The sequence below is a fragment of the Neobacillus sp. BF23-41 genome (assembly GCF_041106275.1).
The window spans coordinates 23,253-40,206 of record NZ_JBGBPR010000025.1; the positions used below are offsets into that span (position 1 = coordinate 23,253).

General features: G+C 38.2%; 14 protein-coding genes. 4 read left to right on the forward strand and 10 right to left on the reverse strand.

The window, feature by feature from the left end:
- Window positions 1-19: 19 nt before the first annotated feature.
- The 4 genes from AB7942_RS24965 to AB7942_RS24980 form a co-directional block, all read right to left on the reverse strand.
- Complete coding sequence (locus AB7942_RS24965) at window positions 20-1,450, reverse strand: MBL fold metallo-hydrolase (protein WP_369448944.1); 1,431 nt, start codon at window positions 1,448-1,450, stop codon at window positions 20-22.
- Window positions 1,451-1,507: 57 nt separating this feature from the next.
- Complete coding sequence (locus AB7942_RS24970) at window positions 1,508-2,716, reverse strand: FAD/NAD(P)-binding oxidoreductase (RefSeq protein ID WP_369448945.1); 1,209 nt, start codon at window positions 2,714-2,716, stop codon at window positions 1,508-1,510.
- A 34-nt stretch (window positions 2,717-2,750) separates the two neighbouring features.
- Window positions 2,751-3,536 carry a sulfite exporter TauE/SafE family protein gene (locus AB7942_RS24975; RefSeq protein ID WP_369448946.1) on the reverse strand — a complete coding sequence of 262 codons (786 nt, stop codon included), beginning with the start codon at window positions 3,534-3,536 and terminating at the stop codon, window positions 2,751-2,753.
- 644 nt (window positions 3,537-4,180) lie between these two features.
- The gene (locus AB7942_RS24980) at window positions 4,181-5,227 is read right to left on the reverse strand and encodes a YeiH family protein (RefSeq protein WP_369448947.1); all 1,047 of its coding nucleotides are present in this window, start codon (window positions 5,225-5,227) and stop codon (window positions 4,181-4,183) included.
- A 131-nt stretch (window positions 5,228-5,358) separates the two neighbouring features.
- Between AB7942_RS24980 and AB7942_RS24985 the strand changes: the two genes are divergently transcribed.
- Window positions 5,359-6,255 (forward strand): LysR family transcriptional regulator, encoded by an 897-nt coding sequence (locus AB7942_RS24985; protein WP_369448948.1) that lies wholly within the window; start codon window positions 5,359-5,361, stop codon window positions 6,253-6,255.
- Between the two features lie 172 nt (window positions 6,256-6,427).
- Here the strand turns inward: AB7942_RS24985 and AB7942_RS24990 are convergent, their stop codons facing one another.
- From AB7942_RS24990 to nagZ, 3 genes are all read right to left on the reverse strand, one after another.
- Window positions 6,428-7,297: a DUF1002 domain-containing protein gene (locus AB7942_RS24990; RefSeq protein ID WP_369448949.1), complete on the reverse strand. Its 870-nt coding sequence runs from the start codon at window positions 7,295-7,297 to the stop codon at window positions 6,428-6,430.
- A 472-nt stretch (window positions 7,298-7,769) separates the two neighbouring features.
- Window positions 7,770-8,402 (reverse strand): FMN-dependent NADH-azoreductase, encoded by a 633-nt coding sequence (locus AB7942_RS24995; protein ID WP_369448950.1) that lies wholly within the window; start codon window positions 8,400-8,402, stop codon window positions 7,770-7,772.
- Window positions 8,403-8,710: 308 nt separating this feature from the next.
- Window positions 8,711-10,456 (reverse strand): beta-N-acetylhexosaminidase, encoded by a 1,746-nt coding sequence (gene nagZ / locus AB7942_RS25000; protein WP_369448951.1) that lies wholly within the window; start codon window positions 10,454-10,456, stop codon window positions 8,711-8,713.
- Window positions 10,457-11,048: 592 nt separating this feature from the next.
- Between nagZ and AB7942_RS25005 the strand changes: the two genes are divergently transcribed.
- Window positions 11,049-11,855, forward strand: a complete 807-nt coding sequence (locus tag AB7942_RS25005) for a 3D domain-containing protein (protein WP_369448952.1) — start codon at window positions 11,049-11,051, stop codon at window positions 11,853-11,855.
- 135 nt (window positions 11,856-11,990) lie between these two features.
- Here AB7942_RS25005 and AB7942_RS25010 read toward each other — a convergent pair whose 3' ends face one another.
- The 3 genes from AB7942_RS25010 to AB7942_RS25020 are packed head-to-tail and all read right to left on the reverse strand — an operon-like array spanning window position 11,991 to window position 15,666.
- Complete coding sequence (locus AB7942_RS25010) at window positions 11,991-13,097, reverse strand: Ger(x)C family spore germination protein (RefSeq protein WP_369448953.1); 1,107 nt, start codon at window positions 13,095-13,097, stop codon at window positions 11,991-11,993.
- Complete coding sequence (locus tag AB7942_RS25015; protein WP_369448954.1) at window positions 13,094-14,191, reverse strand: GerAB/ArcD/ProY family transporter; 1,098 nt, start codon at window positions 14,189-14,191, stop codon at window positions 13,094-13,096. Before AB7942_RS25015 ends, AB7942_RS25010 begins: the two co-directional genes overlap by 4 nt.
- The gene (locus tag AB7942_RS25020) at window positions 14,176-15,666 is read right to left on the reverse strand and encodes a spore germination protein (protein ID WP_369448955.1); all 1,491 of its coding nucleotides are present in this window, start codon (window positions 15,664-15,666) and stop codon (window positions 14,176-14,178) included. Before AB7942_RS25020 ends, AB7942_RS25015 begins: the two co-directional genes overlap by 16 nt.
- A gap of 254 nt (window positions 15,667-15,920) precedes the next feature.
- Between AB7942_RS25020 and tatA the strand changes: the two genes are divergently transcribed.
- The gene (gene tatA / locus AB7942_RS25025) at window positions 15,921-16,118 is read left to right on the forward strand and encodes a twin-arginine translocase TatA/TatE family subunit (RefSeq protein WP_088089927.1); all 198 of its coding nucleotides are present in this window, start codon (window positions 15,921-15,923) and stop codon (window positions 16,116-16,118) included.
- Between the two features lie 67 nt (window positions 16,119-16,185).
- Window positions 16,186-16,908 carry a twin-arginine translocase subunit TatC gene (tatC, locus tag AB7942_RS25030; RefSeq protein ID WP_335439144.1) on the forward strand — a complete coding sequence of 241 codons (723 nt, stop codon included), beginning with the start codon at window positions 16,186-16,188 and terminating at the stop codon, window positions 16,906-16,908.
- Window positions 16,909-16,954 lie beyond the last annotated feature (46 nt).

The window sequence follows — 16,954 nt, forward strand, 5'->3', positions numbered from 1 at the left end:
TAAAATTCAAAGATTTCATTTAAAAATCTCTAGTGGTTCGCAACTTTTCCTGTTTTCTCCATTCCTCATAACCGCCCACAAGACTTTGTACGTCTTTAAAACCATGAACTTGCAGAAGGCTTGCAGCGATAGCAGATCTTCCGCCAGTTTTGCAATAAACTAAAATTGGTTTATCTTGCGGAATGGTGTGTGCCTGTTCCTGCAGATGACCGAGCATCACGTGCTTCGACTGCGGAATATGGCCTTCTTCCCACTCGCCCTTACTTCGGACATCAAGTACATATATGCCTTCTGTTTGAATTGCGCCCTCTACCTGATCCAATGTCACTTCTTCATATTTCATTCCACGCGAATCAGATTCACCTAGCAGCTTCATCACACATGGATCCATTGTGGCAACGATACGATCCAATCCAATGGACTGGAGATCCTTCACGATATCTGCCACATCCGTATTGGTTGCTAGAAGATAGATTGGCTGGTCATAATTCAACAGCCATCCCGCCCAAGTTACAAATGATTTATTATAAGGAATATTCATCACGCCTTGTAAATGCTTGGCAGCAAAATCACTGGCTGGACGCGTATCAATAACCATTTCCTGTTTCACCCATTCCTGCACAATACCGATCGAAACATCCATACGAAGCGGTACTGCCATCCTTTGGATTTGAAGTGCCCCCTCTTTATTCAACCGCTTCATCATTGAAAAATAAGGGGGTGCCTCCGGCTGTCCAGCCAACAGCGCTTCTATAAAACGATCCTCGTTATCATATTGCAATGCCCAATTTGTCCGTTTTTCATAGCCGATGGTTGAAGAAGGTACTGCTCCTAACGCTTTACCACAAGCACTGCCCGCTCCATGTCCTGGCCATACTTGCAGATAGTCAGGAAGCTTTTTAAACTGCTTTAGTGACCGATACATCATGCGTGCCATTTTTTCTGAGGAACCTCGTACCCCCACGGCTTTTTCTAATAAATCGGGACGCCCCACGTCACCGACAAACACAAAATCTCCGGTAAATATGCCGATTGGGCCCTTGATAGATGCACCGCCATCTGTTACAAGCAGCGATATATGTTCAGGTGTGTGTCCTGGTGTATGCATCACCTCAAATTGGATATTTCCAATGGCAAAAACATCTCCATTTCTAAGATAAAAGTGTTCATACCCAGTTGCGTACTCATATTTCCAGTCCGGTCCTCCTTCATTAGAAAAATACAATGTGGATCCAAGCCTAGAAGCTAGCTCCTGCGAACCAGACAAAAAGTCCGCGTGGATGTGTGTTTCCGTTGCACCCACAATCCGAACACCATGTGCTCTTGCTGTTTCTATGTAAGGTTCTATATTGCGTGACGGATCAACAATGATTGCTTCGCCCGTATCCTGACATCCCACAAGGTATGAAGCTTGAGCCAGTTTCTCATCATAAAAGTATTTGAGTAACATCAGTCATCCTCCTTTTAAGCGCGTGCTTTTGTTTTGTTATGACCATCAGAAACATGATTACATCCTACCTTTGAGCATTCCCTTCCAATACATAACAGGAAGGAAGTTTTTCTTCAATACATACATGCTGTACCTCTCGCGTGCCTGATTGATCGGGAAGGTTTCCTGCGGCTGTAAATCATAATTGAATTCGGCCAGTATAAGCCGTCCATATCCGGTAACAAGCGGGCATGATGTATAACCGTCATATTGATGAACCAATGGTTTGGCTCGCATCCGATGAAGTAAATTTTTTACAAGTACGGGTGCTTGTTTACGAATCGCAGCCCCCGTTTTCGACGTAGGCAGGTTGGTGCAGTCCCCAATGCCAAAAACATTGTCAAAGCATTGATGCTGCAGCGTATATTTGTCTACATTCAGCCAACCATTACTTGCCGCAAGCGGACTATTCTTAATAAAGTCAGGGGCGCTCATTGGTGGTACCACATGAATCATGTCATATTGGATATTTACACGCTCTTGTGTGTTCAGATTTTCGAATGTCGCTTGCTTTTTTTCACCATCGATTTCAATGAGATTTTGCATAAACCATGTCTCGATTTCTTTTCGTTCTATTATTTTGTTAAGTGCCTGTTCATATTTTTTCACATTGAATATGCTTGGGCTGCCTGAAGCAAAAATAACTGAAGAGTGTGGGCGCACTCCTGATTTTCTGAAATAATCATCCGCCAAATACATGATTTTTTGAGGGGCTCCACCACACTTCACCGGAGTATTCGGATTGGTAAAGATGGAAGTACCTCCCTTGAAGTTGCGAATCGTTTCCCATGTGCTATCAACATAGTCATAAGAGTAATTACTACATACCCCATTCTTTCCAATACTTTCTTTTAACCCTTTGATTTTATGCCAATCAATTTGAATCCCTGCAGCAACAACTAGATACTCATAGTGCAGTTTCTTTCCAGATGCTGTTACAACCGCATTTTCATCTGGTTGAAATGCGGTAACCGCATCCTGCACCCACACGGCTCCACTCGGAATAACGGATGCTTCTTCCCTTTGTGTCACCGTTTTATCCGCTTCACCAGCTCCGACAAGCGTCCATAATGGCTGATAATAATGTTTTGTTGAGGGTTCAACGATGGCAATATTTCCGCTTAGGCTGTGTGATTCACGCAGGAGACGGGATGCAACCGTAATTCCAGCACTCCCACCGCCTATAATTAAAATTTTATAATGTGTCTCATTCTTCACCTTTGGCATTCTTATCTCCTCATCTCCATTTTAGTAAAGCTGCTCACAAATCTAAGGCTTCAGCATTAATAATCAGCATGTAAATGGCGACGAACATAACGACACCTGAAAATATATAATGGAGTGTGCGCCGCTGCTTACTTAAGCGTGCCGCAAGCAGTGCTCCCACCATTCCACCGCCAATTCCGCCTCCAACAAACGCCAACATAACCCACCAGTTTATGAGGCCGGATAAACTGTAACTCACTGCGGTTGTAAGTCCAAATGTACCGACTGATACCAAAGAAGATCCAATTGCCGCAATCATTGGCATTCTTGCCGCAAAAATCAAGCCAGGAACAATCAAAAATCCGCCGCCAATCCCGAAAAATCCGGATAACAATCCCACCAGGATCGCCATGATGATCAACTGTGGCATTTTGATTTGATTTTTAAGATTGTCTGCTTGACTACTCTCCTCTTTTTTTGGCGTAACCATTTTTACAGCCATAACAATCATCAGAATGGCAAAAAGGAATAACAACTGTTTACCAGGTACCAACTTTCCAATCATTGATCCTGTATAAGCACTCAGGGCACCAGGGATGGCGAAAACAATTGCTGCCTTCCACTGCACATTACCGGCACGTGAGTGTGGAATAAGGTTTACGTAGGCATTTATAGCTACGGCTGACGCTGTCGTTCCAATGACCACATGAGGATCTTTCATACCGACAACGTATAGCAAAAGAGGAACCGCAAGAATAGATCCACCTCCACCGAGCAAACCAAGTACGAATCCAACAATCGTTCCAGAAAAAATGGAAAGGAATACTTGAATTGTTGTCATTCTTTTCTGAGACTCTCACAGAGTAGTTGTGGATTCATCTCCTCCCTCCTTTCTCTATTTACTTATCATTTATATTGCAAGAACCATGCCAACTGATTTCTTCTGTAAAACTGCATGATTTGCGCACCCCACTCTTTGGAAATTCTCAATTTTGCTATCATTCATATTAAAAAATCCTTTATCATCAAGCTTAGACTCTTCCTAGGACTAGGAACCAGTTTTGCATCTGTGATAAACTCTTCAAGCTATTTCTATAAAGTGATTCAACTAACATATCAGTTAACAAATTTTTTTAGATTTCGTATAACTGAAATAGCGTACAAGAACACGTTAATGGGTTACCTCTGATAGGGATAGCACCATTTACCCATCAAGCTAATTAACTCGAAATAAAAAAAGCTTGAGAAAAATTTTCTGTCCTCAAGCTTTTTTACATTATCAATATTAGAGCTAACTGACCCATAATGCCCCGTGAGAAAAAAATCCTATAACAACAGTTTCAAGGAAAATTCAGAAGGGAACAAATAGTACTTCCTTATTCCATAAAAGTGCCAGATTCTTGAATAAGAGATTGAATTTGTAGGAGGGAATCGGGCCCTAAGATAATCAATTAACATTCAGTTTACTATAATAAACTATCATTTTTATACAATAAAGTAAGCTAAAATTGAAAGACAGATAGATGTAATCCCCATCGCGATTAACGGTTTTAATGCCTTCGTACGGAGATCCCGAAGGCATACATTTAATCCGAGTCCGACCATTGCTGCTGTTAAATACCATGTAGTAAGCTTGGAAATACCATTCATAAATTCACTTGAAACTGGAATAGTTGTACCAATGACATAACTTCCAATAATGCTCATGATAATGAACCCTATTAAAAACCATGGAAATTCAACCTTCGTTTCAGAACATTCGTCCCTAGATCTTTTCCTTTTCATGATGTACATCAAAAGAAAGCACAGTGGAACAAGTAAAAACACTCGACCTAATTTTGCAAGTAAACCAATAGCTAGCGCATCTTGTCCCCCTGGTGCTGCAGCTAAGGCTACGTGAGCAATTTCATGTAAGCTAATTCCTGACCAAATGCCATAATCTATGTCTGACAACGCTAAGAAGGGCCGTAATATCGTATAAGAAATCGCAAAAATCGTCCCAACTAAAGCAATAATACCAACACCAATGGCGGTATCTTCATCTTCTGATTTAATAATTGGTGCTATCGCAGCTATGGCTGCCGCACCACACACCCCTGTACCTACTCCAAGAAGAAGTGATATATTTTTATCTGCTTTCAACATTCGAGCTAGCCATACTGTTACCAAGATAGCAAAGATAATAACCCCAGTATCTCGAACAAGTAATCCTAAACCATCCTGTAAAACCGTAACTATATTGAGCTTAAGTCCATACAAAATAATCGCAAACCGTAATAATCTTTTCGAAGAAAATCCTATACCTGAACGGAGGAGTTCAGGGTAACCAAAAAATTGCCGATACATGACTGCGATCACAATGGCGGATGCTAATTGACCAACATGATCAAATCCAGGCGTTTTTGCCAATAAGTAGCCCAGTAAGGCAATCATAAAGGTAAAGCCAATTCCACCGATCCATTGGCCAAAAGATGAGGTTTTTTTTAGGGGTTGGATAGATTCTTTATTTACTCTAGTGTATTGCGCTTCCATCTCATCACCACCTTTATTTATTAACAATCTCAGACTAAACCTTTTCTATCCATAAGAAAAATAATTATTTATGATACTTATCATAAGTAAAACTATATAATAAAAAATAAACTGTAAAAGGGTTGATAAAAATGGATCCACAGTTACAAGTCTTTGTAACGGTAGCAGAGATGGAAAACTTTTCACGTGCAGCAGAAGAATTACATATGACTCAACCTGCAGTAAGCCAATATATTCAATCTTTTGAGCGTACCATGGGGACAAAATTGTTGGAGCGCAGTAATAAATTTGTACGCTTAAATAAAGCTGGGGAAATTGTCTATCATCACGCAAAAGAGATATTAGGTCTCTATACAAAAATGCATTACTTGATAGATGATCTAACCAACAAGCCGAGTGGACCTCTTTCAATTGGTGCCAGTTATACATATGGGGAATACGTTTTGCCGCATGTTATTGCAAAAATGTATATGAAATATCCATTAATCACTCCAACCATTACGATCGGGAACACAAAAGAGGTAGCAAAATTAGTTTTGGGGCACCAATTAGATGTGGGAATTGTGGAAGGGGAATTCAAAGATAAAAATTTAGTAATCGAACCTTTTGCAGAAGATTCCATGTATCTGGTGGCATCACCAAAACATAGTTTGGCACAAAAAAATGGTGAAATTAACATATCAGAATTAGAGGAAGAAACGTGGATTGTCAGGGAAAATGGTTCTGGAACTAGAGAAGTAACTGAGAAAATGTTCAGATTATGTGAAATCATTCCGAAAAAAACATTGGAGTTTGGAAGTACACAACTAATTAAGGAATCTGTAGAAGCAGGTCTTGGTGTTAGTCTACTTTCTTACTGGGCGATTCGTAAGGAATGTTCAATGGGCTCTTTAAATGTCATAAACGTAAAACAACTTCCAATTATACGGAAATTTTCAGTTGTCTTACGATCCCCATTCCAGACTAAAGCGTTAAGCGTATTTTTAGAACTATTAAGAGAAAGTAATAAGGCCATACCTGATTTATGAAGTGGTTTCCAATATTAAAAACGCTATTTTACTAACTTTTTTTGAAAACAATTTGCCAAATTTCTTGGCACTATCCTTATTTTTTTGCACCTTAACTGCAAAAAGGCTCTTTCCGATAAAATGGAAAGAGCTTTTTAATTTTATGTACACATGCAATATTAACCTTTGTTCATTAAGTAAAGAGGACACTAGCCTCATCAAGTAAGCGATTTAAGAAATCTTGCAGCTTTTGTAAAAATGACTGACCCTCTTCAGATTGCAAATATGTCGAGATTTTTTCTGTCGTAACACTAAATTGTTCTTTTACTTGGTTCCAGTCAATATCCATAGCGTTTAGTTTATTGAAGAAGTCTACTAACATATCTAACTCTGCATCTTTTAAAGTAATCCCAAGCTCCGTGGCAACTTGTTCAATTAATGCACGCAAATCAGCTTCTGTTTTCGGTTCATTCTGGGCGATTTCATCCTTGACTTTTCCCATGAGAGCAGCAGCATTTTCCGCTCCAATGGAGTCACCGAGCTGTGCGGTTTTCACCATTTCTTCATTCGCCACTTTTTTGATTTCTTCAGGAATTTCTTCATTAGTTGTCGTTTCGTAAGCTTTCATAATTCCTGTCAAAGCAGCTGTACCTGTAACAGAAAACGGAGCGGTAATCTGAATTTTTGCATCCTTTACACCCGCTGTAAACAAGGCATTTGTATACATTTCATCCGTAACCCATGTAATATTGTTCGTTTGAACGTCTAACCCGGAATCTTTGGAACCGATTGTGATGCTCGCTGATGAAATAGCAATAGAACCAATTTGTGCCTTAGGAATAGACTCCCCTAAATAATCATGCTCTTCTTTATTGGATACGGTAATAATTTGTGCGTTTGCCGGTACCGCTAACTCTGCTAACATATCATTTTTTTGCTGTTCGGTTAGGTTTTCTCCTAATGTAACAATGACATCTCCTTCTGCTACGTCTGCAAAGCTGATAGAAGGAACAGAGAAAAGCATCGGTATAGCAAGAAACATTGCCTGTAATTTTCGTTTCAAAAAAAGACCTCCTTTTATACATTCAACCATTCATAATAGAATGGTTAATGCTTCGCCAATTATATTTAATATCAATAAAGAATACTTCCTGAAAAATTGGCTTTGAATTATCTTAACATAGAGGATGGGATTTCATTGATAGAATGGGTAACTTTTATGTTAAAAATCTATTAAGATTCTTACATAGTAGATAATAATGTTACAACCTTTACAGTAAACCCCAAAAAGCTTAATAAACATGACGTACGTATAACGAATATAATTTAATGGAGTAAAACATTGAAAGAAGTCTATGAAGACGATGAAAAATTACCAAGACCACAACTTTATGAGGGACAAATCGAAGAAACGGAACGATAGTAAAAAATTCCAATCGAATGATGAATTTATGTAAAAAAGCCCTGGGAGAGGCTATTCTAACCAGGGCTTTTTGAACCTAAAAACAGTATAATTAATAATCTATTTCTCCGACTTAGGCAGTCACAGCGGAAAGACTCTTAGCTACCTCTGCCACTTTTGCTAAACCTTCAGCAATAATCGTTTCAGCTTGATCTGGCATCGCATTATGACCTTCGATAACCACTTCATCAACGATCTCCATACCAAATACTCCGCCAAAAACATTTTTCACATAAGTTGCAGCCATTTCCATTGGTGCAGTTTCAGGCGTTGAGTAAATGCCTCCGCGAGCACTTAGGATAACGGCTTTTTTATCAGTCATTAAGCTGATTAATTGACCAGTTTCACTGTATTTAAATGCGAAACCAGCTGCGTATACATAGTCGATAAACGTTTGTAATTTAGCAGGGATCGTTAAATTCCAAAGCGGGAAGGCAAATACCACTACGTCTGCGGCAGTTAAGGCATCCATTGCTTTTTGTTTAGCAGCTAAAATACGTTGTTCGACATCTGTCATTTCTTCGCCTGATTGTAATTTACCAAACGCGTTGAATAAATCTTGACCAAAGTAAGGCATATCTTCGGCAAAAACATCGTAAGTTGTTACATTGACGCCTTCTAAGTTCTCCATGAAAGTTTCGTACATTTTACTAGAAACAGCTTCAGAAGCTGGACGGTTGTTTGCTTTCACTACTAATATATTCATCTATTTAAACTCTCCTTAAAAATCGTATTTATTTTTATCTCGAATTCATAATATATTAAATACGAGTTTTTGGCAAACGAAATGCACTGACAAAGGAGGAAAATTTCACCATGCCCTTTATTAGAGCCATTTTTTGCTTTTATAAAAAAATAACTGATTCGTGGGTTGATTCATTAATCGTTACTGCTGGCTCCTTTTTCCTGTGGTCATTGGCACGATCTAAAGCGGTAATAGCTAAAAGGACCAGATAAACTGGTCCATGCTCTAATAAGGAATTTTTTAGTTCCCTGGCTGAAATATACTAACAATTATTTTGAATACTCATCCAGGAGTTTATTTATCGATTGGTTTAATTCCTCTATATTCACATTTTTCACTTTCGCATTATTTATTCCATATTTCTTTTTTAACTTCAAAATTCTACTGACACTAACATTGATTCTTTGTTCAGAAATTTCCCCTTTTTGGACAGCGGTCTTTAAAGAAGAAATGGTTTCCACTATTTTGTTATAATCATGTCCCACTAAAATAATATCGCTGCCGGCCTTGACTGATTCAACGGAAGCCTTGCCAATCGAATAATGGTCAATAATCGCCTCCATGGTCATGTCATCCGTTATGACAACACCGCTATAGTCCAGCTGTTCTCTCAAGATCCCTGTTATGATATTTTTGGACATGGAAGATGGAAAAGCAGCATCCAGTTTGGGCAGTAAGATATGGGCAACCATCACCACATCAGCCCCGCTATTGATTGCCTGCTCAAACGGGATTAATTCGAATTCTTTTAGTTGCGCAAGGCTTTTATTGACAATTGGCAGCTCCAGATGGGAATCTACAGACGTATCTCCATGACCCGGAAAATGCTTAATGGTTGGGATAATTTTTTGCGACTGTATACCTTTAAAGGTTTGAATACCAAGCTTACTAACAACTTCCGGATTATTCCCGAATGATCGATCCCCGATAACCGGGTTTTTGGGATTACTGTTGATGTCAAGAACAGGAGCAAAATCAAGATTGAAACCAAATCCTTTTAACTCCTTCCCTAAAATCGTCCCGACATTATAGGAAAACTGAGAATTATTTATGGAACCAATTTCTTTATTTGTTGGAAAATTAACCAAACCGCTGGGAAGCCTGGTTACACGGCCGCCTTCTTGATCCACTCCTAATAGAAGCGGCAAATTCGGATCACTTTCAGATTTCATTTGATTCACAAACTGAACTGCTTGCGTTGGGTTTACTAAATTGTTCTGGTAAAAAATAATCCCGCCAACCTTGTATTTCGTTAGTAAATTTTTTGTATTTGTATCCATGGTTGTGCCGGAAATACCTGCGATGATCATTTGCCCAATTTTCTCATCTAAACTCATACCTGATATCATGTCCGATATGCTTTTTTGTTGGTTGGGTTGACCCTCTTGATTTTTTACTTGTGTATAGACTGAAATATGGTCCACTTTTGGATTCGGCTCCTGATCGGTTGGTTTTGGTAAGATCCACTTTAACTCTGTTAAAGGGGTGACCTGATATACAAGAATGATTTGGTCATGAGTATCATCTTTGTAGGACCTAATCTCATCTGGTTTTCCGCACGTCAGTTTGATTTCACTTTGCGGGATTTTTTGTAATTCAGGATCATATGACCTGATATCCGAGATAACTTCACCCAGATATCCTATGACGACATTTCGATCCTCATATTCTTCGTATCTTCCACTTGCCGTTTCCGTTGTTTGGTTCGGTTTTCCCCATTCATTATGTACTTCCTTAATATTTGTCTTACCTGAAATGAAAGGGATGTTGACCACTTTTCCTTCTTTTGAAAGTGAAAAGATTTCCCTACTATAGGCATGTAGTTGCTTATTTTTGTCTTCAACTGATTCTGTTGGACCATCGGTTGAGGTTTGGGGTGGTTTAGAGTTTACCTTTGTTGACTGTTTCACACCCCTGTCTTTATCAAAAGCATAAATAACAACAACTAGGATAATAAGGAAAGAAAGGATTGACATAATAAGTGGTTTCACGATGGGATTTTTACGTTTTGACATATAATGATTGCTTACCCTTTCTTTGGCGAAATTGCCATAATTTTTTTGCAGTGATTACAACATGTCTTGTTTATCCATTATTCCTAAATAGTGTGTTAATAACTTAATGGCCAAAAATAGTGCTGTAATATACAAATATGATTCATATCTTTGTATATTACAGCTTTTTAATGAATCTAGAAACAATTCTTTTAAGGAAGAGAATGCCAGGGAATGAAGGAGATTGAATCGTGCTATTTAAAGAAATATAAATAACAGGAACTCAATTTAATCACTCAAACACCTGGACTCTAATTATTTTTTAAGAGTTCAAAAGCCTCATATACTTGTGGTACGGTTCACCGTAACTGTTAAAGGGGCAATTTTTTACTTAAAACTCACTCCTCCTCAGAGTGGCATACTACTGGGATTTTTGGTTTGAAAGGCACTTTAGAAAGATACTATTTTCTGATTATTCGTTCGTTTCAGTAATATTATTGCAATATAAATGCCATGCGCGTAAAGGATTTAACATCTCCCTGTTCTTTGTTTCAGAAAAATCCATGTTACGATGATAAAAACTTAGCAACCAAAGAACATGGAGGGTAAAAGAATGCTTAAAAGAATTATATCAATAATAGCAGTTGCTGTACTCTCAGTAACTGTAAGTGCTAATGTACAAGCTGCAACAGTAACAGTACAAAAAGGGGATACCCTTTGGGATCTATCACGCGCAAATAATACATCTTTAGAAAATATACAAAAGTTGAATCATCTTACTACGGACCTTATTCACCCTGGAGATGTACTAACCATTGCACCAGAAAAACATTATACTGTTAAAAAAGGTGACACATTATGGGATATATCCATGGATCATCAAGTAACTGTTCCGCAAATTAAAGAGTGGAACAAATTAACTACCGATCTTATCCATCCTGGATTAAATCTATTAATCTATGAAGGTTTAAATACTACTACTACTAAGGTTGTAACAGAAAAACCAATGAACCCTGTTACACAAGCACTAAAGAAAAGTGCACCTGCTGTAGAAGCTGTAACCCCTGCAGCGCAAGCACCAAAGGAAAGTGCACCCGCGGTAGAAGCAGCATCAACCAGTAATTCAAGTTCAAAGGAAATTACTGTGAAAGCTACAGCCTATACGGCTTCGTGTGAGGGATGTTCCGGCACTACGGCTACTGGAATTAACCTTAAAGCAAACCCAAATGCAAAGGTCATCGCAGTTGACCCGGCTGTTATTCCGCTTGGCAGTAAAGTGTATGTAGAAGGCTATGGTGAAGCAATCGCTGGGGATACTGGTGGAGCCATTAAAGGAAATCGAATTGATGTCTTTATTCCTTCTGAACAAGATGCAATCAATTTTGGAGTAAAACAATTAAAGGTAGAAATATTAAACTAACATGGCCAAAACCAGGCTATCCTGAGGATCTCAATTTATGTACAAAAAACTGCAATCCCTTTATGTACCAAGTGGTTGCAGTTTTTTTGTACATTAACTTTATTAAATTATTCGATTGCCCACAAGTGTTAAAGTCTAAAAAACATTCCCCGTTTTTACGATGTTTACCTTTACTTTCGGTTCAAATTGAACATTTTTATATTCTTCGTCCCAATGGATTTTATTCCATAATTGAGGGTGAAAGCTTGAAATTTGCCGGCCAATTCCCAACGCATCACAATGGGCCTTTAGTAATGTATTGGTGATTTCCTTCGCTTGTTTGGTCAATTCATCAGACAGGTCTTGATTTATCTTTTTTATATTAAGTGGATTTTTAAAATCTTGAGGATAGCTTATGACTTCAATATTCAGCTTGAGATCTATTTTGCACGTTATGTTATCATCCTTATCCACCTGGACTTCTAGGTTTCGTCTCACTCCTCTAGTTGAAAAAGAAATGGATTGTCTATTGCTTTTTGGACCTAGGATTAATGCCATTCTGTTCGTCTTACTAAATTGATTCATTAAAGACAGGAGTAAACCGCTTTTCTCTTTTGGTAAGGTTGTACCTGTATAGTGATCACCGTTAAATAAGGCCACTCCAGCCACTTGCACTTTATCGGACTCTACTCTTTCAAGATAAGGTAATATCATATCTTTACCCGGATCTACTATATTATTCCAAACCGTAAAGGTCGATTTTTCCGGTATGACCGTATCCACTTCAGCACCCTGTAGTATTTGCAGGATGACGAAGGCAATGGGGCTTTTTTCTTTTTCCATTGAGAGAATCTCTTTCGCTTTCCCTTTACTGATGACAATTTTGGAAGATACAAAAGAATCTCTATTCCGATAAAAAAACTCTATGAATTGATGAATCCCTTTTTCCGCTAGTTCTTCACCAATGATTACAACATGCGCTTTACTTGCATCGATCTCACCCGAAATTTTGCTGTCCATATCTAAACCTAACCCAACAACTGTTGGTTTTTCAGCTTCTACTAATTCATCATGTAATTCAAATATACCTCCTCCCATACTTTTTATGTTTAATGTTCGAACCGATGCAGCAATTTTCCCTTCTTCCGTTAGGTCGAAACTAATTCCGTTCACAAGTGTTCGATTCACGAGAAGTCGCTGGTCCCAACAGCCAGTCAATAGGATGGGGACTATAATTAAAATCATGAGCGATTTTTTTCTCATGTGGATTCACTCATTTCATGCTTTTTCAATAGAAACGAAAGGATTAATAACAAAGTGGGGATCAAAAATACGACCACATAACTTAAATACGAAACATATTTGTTAAATAGAGTAATGAAGGCGTCATCGTTAGGTATCAAGGTAATCAAAAAAAGAATGAATCCATTCAATAACACGAACTTTGGATAATGTTTCTTTTTTGCATTCATACTCCTGCTCGCAAAATATAAATAACTAATGATGGATGTGGTCATTGGAACAATCCATATTGAAAGGAAAATGAGATCCACGCGATCGACCATTTTATAAGAGATACCTCTAAGTAAACTTAAAATTGGTTCTCTCATTTGAGCCAACTGTTCTGTACTAAAAGTGATGAGAGTGATAAAGATAAAGTAGGTGTAAAAAAGAGTGAGAAAGAGATTGGCCATGGATATCGTCTTTAATACTCCTTTTTTATTATCAATAATGAAGGGGAAGAAAAATAACATCCCTTCAAATCCTAGCATCGCAAGAAGTGAATCCTTACTTCCCATGAAAATATTCTTGATTCCCGAACTTCCAATGGGAAGGATGTATTGAATCTCTTTAGGAGCAGGCCAGCTTAAAATAGAAGTAAACCATAATAACAGGATTAAGGAAGAGGCCAGGACAAAGAATCTTGCTATCATTTTTAAATCGCTGATCGCTAAATAAACACAAGCGGTCAGGAGCAGTAACGAGATGATCCATCCAGGTGTTAGCGGCAATAACCATGAATTAATAAGTTTAATACATAATATCGTTACTAAACCTCCGACAAGGATGAAATTCATATAAATGATAATGTTAAGCAATTTCCCTAAAAAAACGCCAAGAATCTTTTGAGTAATTTCTGTATAAATGAGCGAAGGAAACCGTCTTAGTAATTTCCAATAGATGACCAGCATAGCTTGAACAGCCACCCCTGCAATCAGTGTAGAGATCCATCCGTCACCTTTTGCACTCTTTTGAACATCATGTGGCAATGATATAAGACCGATACCAATTTGAGTTTGAATTAACATAAAAAACAGCTGAAATTTTGTAATGTTATTCGTCATTTCTTTTTCCACGTCCTTGTTCGCCCTAATTGTTTTGCATAGGCTGGCCTTGCGTCAGTCGGACGAGTTGTTAATTTCCAGAAAGGAAGCCTGATGAATGAATCCTTTAAATCTTCTTTCTTAAATGGTGCTAAGGGTGCAAAATATGGCGTTCCAAAAGAATCTAATTTACTTAAATGCATAAAGATCAACATAAGCACGAATACAATCCCAAAAAATCCAAGCAGTGATGCCGCCAGCATCGTTGGAAATCCTAATAACCTTGCACTCGTCCCCATTTCATTTATCGGTGCGACAAAGGAGGCAATGGCTGTAATTCCGATCACCACGATCATCATATTCGACACAATATGTGCATCTACGACCGCTGTCCCAATGACTAATCCCCCTACAATACCAATAGTTTGAGCGATAGGTGAAGGCAGCCGAATCGAAGCTTCTTTTAATAGTTCCAAAATGATTTGCATCGTTAACGCCTCCACAAAGGGAGGGAATGGAACATACTCTAATGAAGTCCTGATGGAGTATAGAATTCCAATCGGAAGGACCTCTGAATGGAACGAAACGATGGCGATGTAGATAGCAGGCAGGCTAATCGCGATAATAAAGCTAAAGAGGCGAGTGATGCGAAAGAAAGAACCAATCAGCCATCTGCTATTATAGTCATCAGGTGCTTGATAAAAGGCAAAAAAAGTAATCGGAACGACTAACACACGGGGATTTCCATCCACAATGATTGTAATTTTCCCTTCAGTTAGATAGGACACGGCTCTGTCTGGTCGTTCTGTAGCTAAAATTTGTGGAAAAGGAGAAAAGGGATGATCTTCAATCAGCTCCTCTACATCACCTGTTAAATAAAGCTGATCCATTTCAACGGAAGTTAATCTCCGCTCCACTTCGTCAATCAGCTCTTTATTCGCAAGTTTATCTAGATATACCATGCCCACTTTCGTATTCGAAAGGTTGCCAATCGTAAAATATTTCACCTTTAACTGCGGGCTTTTAATTCTTTTTCTTAAAAGTTGCAGATTCGAACTAAAACTTTCTACAAATCCGTCATGAGCACTTTTAATACTCCGCTCGTTATTTGGTTCTTGAAGAGACCTTCCTTCAATTCCTCCCACTGAAGCCAAATAGGCTTGCGGATCGTTTTCTATCAGAATCATACAGGCCCCATCTAATAATTGTTTCCCTGCTTCTAAAATCATCGAAGTCTGTTTGATTTCTGCGGCATGGACGGTTTTTTCAATTTCACCCGCTTGCATTTCTATAATAGGCTCTATAATAGAAGATTGGAGAAGTTCTTTCTTCACCAACGATTCAAGATAAAGAATGACACACTTCTGGTTATGAAATCGTAGTTCTTTTTTCATTAGATCGTCTGTATGGCAAAAATACTCTTGTAAAGTCCTTATATTTTTATCAATATCATCAGAAATTTTTCCAAGTTCATTAGATAAAGATGTATTCTCCTTAATGAAACTCATTAATGAAAACTCCTTAAAAAAGCTGAATATACACTTATTATTTCCTTAATATTCCCTCATATTCCAAGCATGCCCTTTTGTCAGCCTCCGAACATATTTACAGACAATTAAAACAATTAATAGTTTATTTACAATTCTTTACACTCACTTAATTAACATAGTGATGGTAGTAACCTATAATCATAGATGGAGATGAAAATCCACTATGCGCTTTATTCTTAGGTATACAGCCATATAAGAGGAGGAAATTTTAAATGCTACAAAATATTGGGATTCCTGGTTTGATTCTTATTCTTGTAATCGCCTTAATCATTTTCGGCCCTTCAAAATTACCGGAATTAGGCCGCGCGGTTGGCTCCACATTAAAGGAATTCAAAAAATCAACAAGAGATTTAGTTTCCGATGAAGAGCCGGCAAAAGCACAGCTCAAAAAGGAGGACAAAGCCATTTAATCCGAATCATTTTTTAGGAAGATGTAAGGAGGCTTGCATCTTCTTTTTCATAAGGAGGACCGACCAGATGAAAAACCACGATATGGCCCTGATTGGTCATTTTGAGGAATTACGTAAACGTCTCATTTTCGTACTAGGAACTTTTATCCTGTTCTTCATTGTATCCTTTATCTATGTACAGGACATTTATCACTGGCTAGTGAAGGACTTAGAAGTGAAGCTGGCCATATTAGGACCGAGCGACATTTTATGGGTCTATATGATCCTATCAAGTGTCGTGGCCATTGCAGGAACCATCCCAATGGCCGCCTATCAAACTTGGCTGTTTGTCCGTCCCGCATTGAAAGAAACGGAACGTAAGGCAACGCTGGCTTATATTCCAGCACTATTCCTTCTATTTATTATCGGAATTTGCTTCGGCTATTTTGTTATTTTTCCAACGGTATTTCAATTCCTCCTCTCCATGTCAGAGGAAATGTTTATGACCTTTTTTACTACAGAAAAGTACTTTATGTTTTTAATTCATATGACGCTTCCATTTGGATTTTTATTCGAACTTCCAGTGATTATCATGTTCCTAACAAGTGTCGGAGTGCTAAACCCATATAGATTGCAAAAGATTCGAAAATACGCCTATTTTGTACTAATTTTAATCGCAATCTTCATCACCCCGCCGGATTTTCTATCAGACATATTGGTAATCATCCCCCTGATTTTCCTATATGAATGCAGCGTTCTATTATCCAAGGTCGTGTATCGGCGAAAACTACAAATGAATCTAGCTGCGTAAATGTAAAAGAAGTCTTAGTCCATGTGCTAAGACTTTTTTTTATGAA

Bases quoted from the DNA above. Each gene is read 5' to 3' on its own strand.
- AB7942_RS24995 (WP_369448950.1), bottom strand. From the start codon at position 8,402: ATGAATATATTAGTAGTGAAAGCAAACAACCGTCCAGCTTCTGAAGCT.
- tatA (WP_088089927.1), top strand. From the start codon at position 15,921: ATGCTACAAAATATTGGGATTCCTGGTTTGATTCTTATTCTTGTAATC.
- AB7942_RS24970 (WP_369448945.1), bottom strand. From the start codon at position 2,716: ATGCCAAAGGTGAAGAATGAGACACATTATAAAATTTTAATTATAGGC.
- nagZ (WP_369448951.1), bottom strand. From the start codon at position 10,456: ATGTCAAAACGTAAAAATCCCATCGTGAAACCACTTATTATGTCAATC.
- AB7942_RS24975 (WP_369448946.1), bottom strand. From the start codon at position 3,536: ATGACAACAATTCAAGTATTCCTTTCCATTTTTTCTGGAACGATTGTT.
- AB7942_RS25005 (WP_369448952.1), top strand. From the start codon at position 11,049: ATGCTTAAAAGAATTATATCAATAATAGCAGTTGCTGTACTCTCAGTA.
- AB7942_RS25010 (WP_369448953.1), bottom strand. From the start codon at position 13,097: ATGAGAAAAAAATCGCTCATGATTTTAATTATAGTCCCCATCCTATTG.
- AB7942_RS24980 (WP_369448947.1), bottom strand. From the start codon at position 5,227: ATGGAAGCGCAATACACTAGAGTAAATAAAGAATCTATCCAACCCCTA.
- AB7942_RS24985 (WP_369448948.1), top strand. From the start codon at position 5,359: ATGGATCCACAGTTACAAGTCTTTGTAACGGTAGCAGAGATGGAAAAC.
- AB7942_RS25020 (WP_369448955.1), bottom strand. From the start codon at position 15,666: ATGAGTTTCATTAAGGAGAATACATCTTTATCTAATGAACTTGGAAAA.
- AB7942_RS24965 (WP_369448944.1), bottom strand. From the start codon at position 1,450: ATGTTACTCAAATACTTTTATGATGAGAAACTGGCTCAAGCTTCATAC.
- tatC (WP_335439144.1), top strand. From the start codon at position 16,186: ATGAAAAACCACGATATGGCCCTGATTGGTCATTTTGAGGAATTACGT.